This window comes from Marinobacter sp., assembly GCF_041686475.1.
Classification (GTDB): domain Bacteria; phylum Pseudomonadota; class Gammaproteobacteria; order Pseudomonadales; family Oleiphilaceae; genus Marinobacter.
In genome coordinates this window covers 1-3,004 of the sequence record NZ_JAWLDU010000070.1, presented here as the reverse complement: position 1 = coordinate 3,004, position 3,004 = coordinate 1, and the positions used below count along the sequence as shown (strand labels likewise).

5 protein-coding genes are annotated in these 3,004 nt (G+C 56.3%); 1 reads left to right on the top strand and 4 read right to left on the bottom strand.

What is annotated here, in order from left to right:
* The 4 genes from ACESMB_RS13125 to ACESMB_RS13110 all read right to left on the bottom strand — a co-directional run.
* A partial coding sequence (locus tag ACESMB_RS13125; RefSeq protein WP_372971765.1) for an SRPBCC family protein occupies positions 1–417 on the bottom strand: 417 nt, incomplete at its 3' end.
* Between the two features lie 100 nt (positions 418–517).
* Positions 518–823, bottom strand: a complete 306-nt coding sequence (locus ACESMB_RS13120; RefSeq protein WP_372926808.1) for a hypothetical protein — start codon at positions 821–823, stop codon at positions 518–520.
* A gap of 70 nt (positions 824–893) precedes the next feature.
* Positions 894–1,085, bottom strand: a complete 192-nt coding sequence (locus ACESMB_RS13115) for a hypothetical protein (protein ID WP_372926807.1) — start codon at positions 1,083–1,085, stop codon at positions 894–896.
* Positions 1,085–1,414 (bottom strand): rhodanese-like domain-containing protein, encoded by a 330-nt coding sequence (locus ACESMB_RS13110; protein ID WP_372926806.1) that lies wholly within the window; start codon positions 1,412–1,414, stop codon positions 1,085–1,087. The genes ACESMB_RS13115 and ACESMB_RS13110 overlap by 1 nt, the downstream gene beginning before the upstream one ends.
* A 338-nt stretch (positions 1,415–1,752) precedes the next feature.
* Between ACESMB_RS13110 and ACESMB_RS13105 the strand changes: the two genes are divergently transcribed.
* Positions 1,753–3,004, top strand: a 1,252-nt coding sequence (locus ACESMB_RS13105; protein WP_372971764.1) for a lactate 2-monooxygenase, incomplete at its 3' end; no start/stop codon positions are given.

Here is a 3,004-nt window from a genome sequence, read left to right as displayed (position 1 = left end):
CTTTAGCAGGGAACTGAAGGCTTTCGAAAAGCTGCGCTCAGCCATCCGATCCATCATCCTTCCAAGCAAGGGCACCTGCACATGCCCCTCGGAAATCCAGATCACTCGCGTCTGATCACCCTCGGGCTTTAAAACAATTTCCCCCTTCGTGTGCTGAACGGCGAACGGGCTCGATTTTTCAATGCAATAGTGCATCCGATTCGGCCTCTCAAACTGTGTAATACGTTCAGTCAACTCAAGCCGCCCGGCTCCGATAACCCGGAGCGCACCGGTGCCATTTTTCTCGTCTTTTCCCTTTTCAATCAGCACGGACCTGCTAACCCCTGGAAACCGTTCGTAGCTAGCATGGTCTGCGATGGCCTCAAAGACCGTGTCAATATCCTTACCAAGAACCCTCTCGACGTGAATGCGAAACATAACTACTCCTCAAAAACCGGGCTAACCAAGAGAAATCACAACGCGGGTGGTTAAAACGGGTGATATTGCCCTTGGGGACGACGTCCAGACCTGTTTATCATTAAATTTCACTGAGAGTAGAAATACCGTTGACCTCAGTCACCGTTTTGGCATCCGCCCGCTCAATAATTTTCACGAGGGTGGATTGAATCGTTTCATCTTCCCGGGCATCACCGCCACTTACAAACGTTTGCTTCTGGGGCTCGGCGCCCTCTTTCTCAGTAAATGAAACAACGACCTCGGTGGCTGAATCCGGCGCTTTACCAAGGTTCGCTTTACCAAAGTACTCTAGCGAAACCAACGGATAGCCATGAAAGCCCTTCTTGATCTGCTTTGCAATGCGCTTTTTTGCTTTGTCCAAATGCATAATAAGGCCTGTCGCTGCGCTTGTTATCTGGGCGCCAAATGAACACCCAGTCGGCTGACCCGGATGACTTTTACTGGAACGACCGGGGCAGGAAATCAAGTTGATCTTCGATTAACTGAACCAGAGCTTCGCCCCGGTAAACATCGAAATGGCCGACCGGATAGTGGTTCACTTCCGAGCCCGGCAGGACGGCCTGCCGATGCCATATAACGGGGAGACATTCCCAGACCACGACAAAGCCAGTCCACAATTCCCCACTCATCAGGGATTTCGCGCCTCCCGCGCCTCGGCAACACTACCCCTGTTCTTCACATTGGTATAGCCCGCACTTTCCAGGGCAGATTTCGCTTTACCGGCTCTGTTTCCACTGCGGCAATACAGATTTATCTCCGTATCCTTGTCCGGAAACCGGTCGGTAACCTGCGCGAGAATGTTCCCGTGCGGAATGAGCGGGTCCCCATCAATGTGGTTCTGCCGGTGCTCGGCTTCCGTGCGGACATCAATCCAAACCGGCTTCGCTTGAGCGAGCATTGGTGCGAGCGCCAGTGATAAAAAAATGAGGGCAGCCCTCACTGAAACAAACTTACCCATAAAAAGCTCCTGACATTGCAGATCGAAATAGATTTTACGATAAAACCCCTTGGATAAGTTCACCACAAGGGAGCACGGGAATACGCTGTTGAACGCTCCACTCCGGGTCCGTCAGGAACCAGATGAACAGCGTGGTGATGATCAGGATCTCAACCACAGACATGTAATGGCCAACGCAAAGCTGATCCAGGGGCTCCGGACAGTTTGAATAGGCGATGTCATCATAGTCGGTTCTTTAATGCCTCGAGCTGCCGTTGCAAAATAAATCTGTCTGGCTTTTTTACACCCTCTTCGCCCCGGAGTTATAGTGGAACCCGACAAAAACAACGGAGCACCCCATGGAGAACAGCACCGCCGGTCGCCGAGCACCGACCATCAACCGCCAGCAGGACATCTACAGCAAAGGCCTGAGCGGCGAAAAACCGTTAGTGCCGGTGGATTTTCACGAACTCGAACGCAAGGGCTGCGATGCCATGAGCCCGGAGGCCTATGCCTACATCGCCGGCGGGGCAGGCCTGGAAAGCACAATGCGGGCGAACCGGGAATCCTTTGACCGCCAGCGCATTGTTCCACGCATGCTCAACGACGTATCCGAGCGGAACGCGACCGTTGAACTGTTTGGCCGCACCCTGCCAAGCCCCTTTTTGCTGAGCCCGATCGGAGTGTCGGAGATGGCACATAAGGACGCAGACGAAGCCATTGGCCGCGCCGCCGCAGCCGAGGGCATACCCATGATCTTCTCTAACCAGGCGTCGCAGCCCATGGAGCAGGTGGCCGACGCCATGGGGGACGGCGCGCGCTGGTTCCAGCTGTACTGGAGCAAATCCGACGATCTGGTGCGAAGCCTGGTCAGCCGTGCCGAGAGTTGTGGCTGCGAGGCCATCGTGGTCACCCTGGATACTACTATGCTGGGCTGGCGCACGCGGGACCTGGACCTGGCCTACCTGCCCTTTCTGCGGGGCAAAGGTATTGCCCAGTACACCAGCGACCCGGTGTTTTTGGAAAGCCTGAAAACCCCCAGCGAGCCGGGCAACATGGCCAGGCCCAAACTGTCGCTGGAAACGCTCAAAACCCTCAAGCAGATAGGCCAGTCCTGGCCCGGTGGGGCCCTTGACGGCATCAGTTCCGGTAAGGCCATGGCGGCGGTGCAGGAATTCATCGCCGTTTATTCCAAACCCTCATTAACCTGGGACGATCTGAAGATGCTGCGCGACCACACCCGCCTACCGATCCTGCTTAAAGGCATCCAGCATCCGGACGACGGCCGCAAAGCGGTGGACTCCGGCATGGACGGCATCATTGTCTCCAACCACGGCGGGCGCCAGGTGGACGGCGCCATCGGCAGCCTCGATGCCCTGCCGGAGGTGGTTGAAGCCGTTGCCGGCCGAATACCGGTGATCATGGACAGCGGTATCCGCACTGGGGCTGATGTTTTCAAGGCGCTGGCATTGGGCGCCACCGCCGTCGGCCTGGGCCGGCCCTGGGTCTACGGGCTTGCGATCGCCGGCGAAGCCGGGGTGCGGGAAGTGATTGCCAACCTGAAAACGGATTTCGAGCTCACCATGGGGCTTTCAGGTTGCAAGTCCATCA

Coding starts and splice junctions, on each gene's coding strand:
- ACESMB_RS13120 (WP_372926808.1), bottom strand. CDS start 823: ATGCATTTGGACAAAGCAAAAAAGCGCATTGCAAAGCAGATCAAGAAG.
- ACESMB_RS13115 (WP_372926807.1), bottom strand. CDS start 1,085: ATGAGTGGGGAATTGTGGACTGGCTTTGTCGTGGTCTGGGAATGTCTC.
- ACESMB_RS13110 (WP_372926806.1), bottom strand. CDS start 1,414: ATGGGTAAGTTTGTTTCAGTGAGGGCTGCCCTCATTTTTTTATCACTG.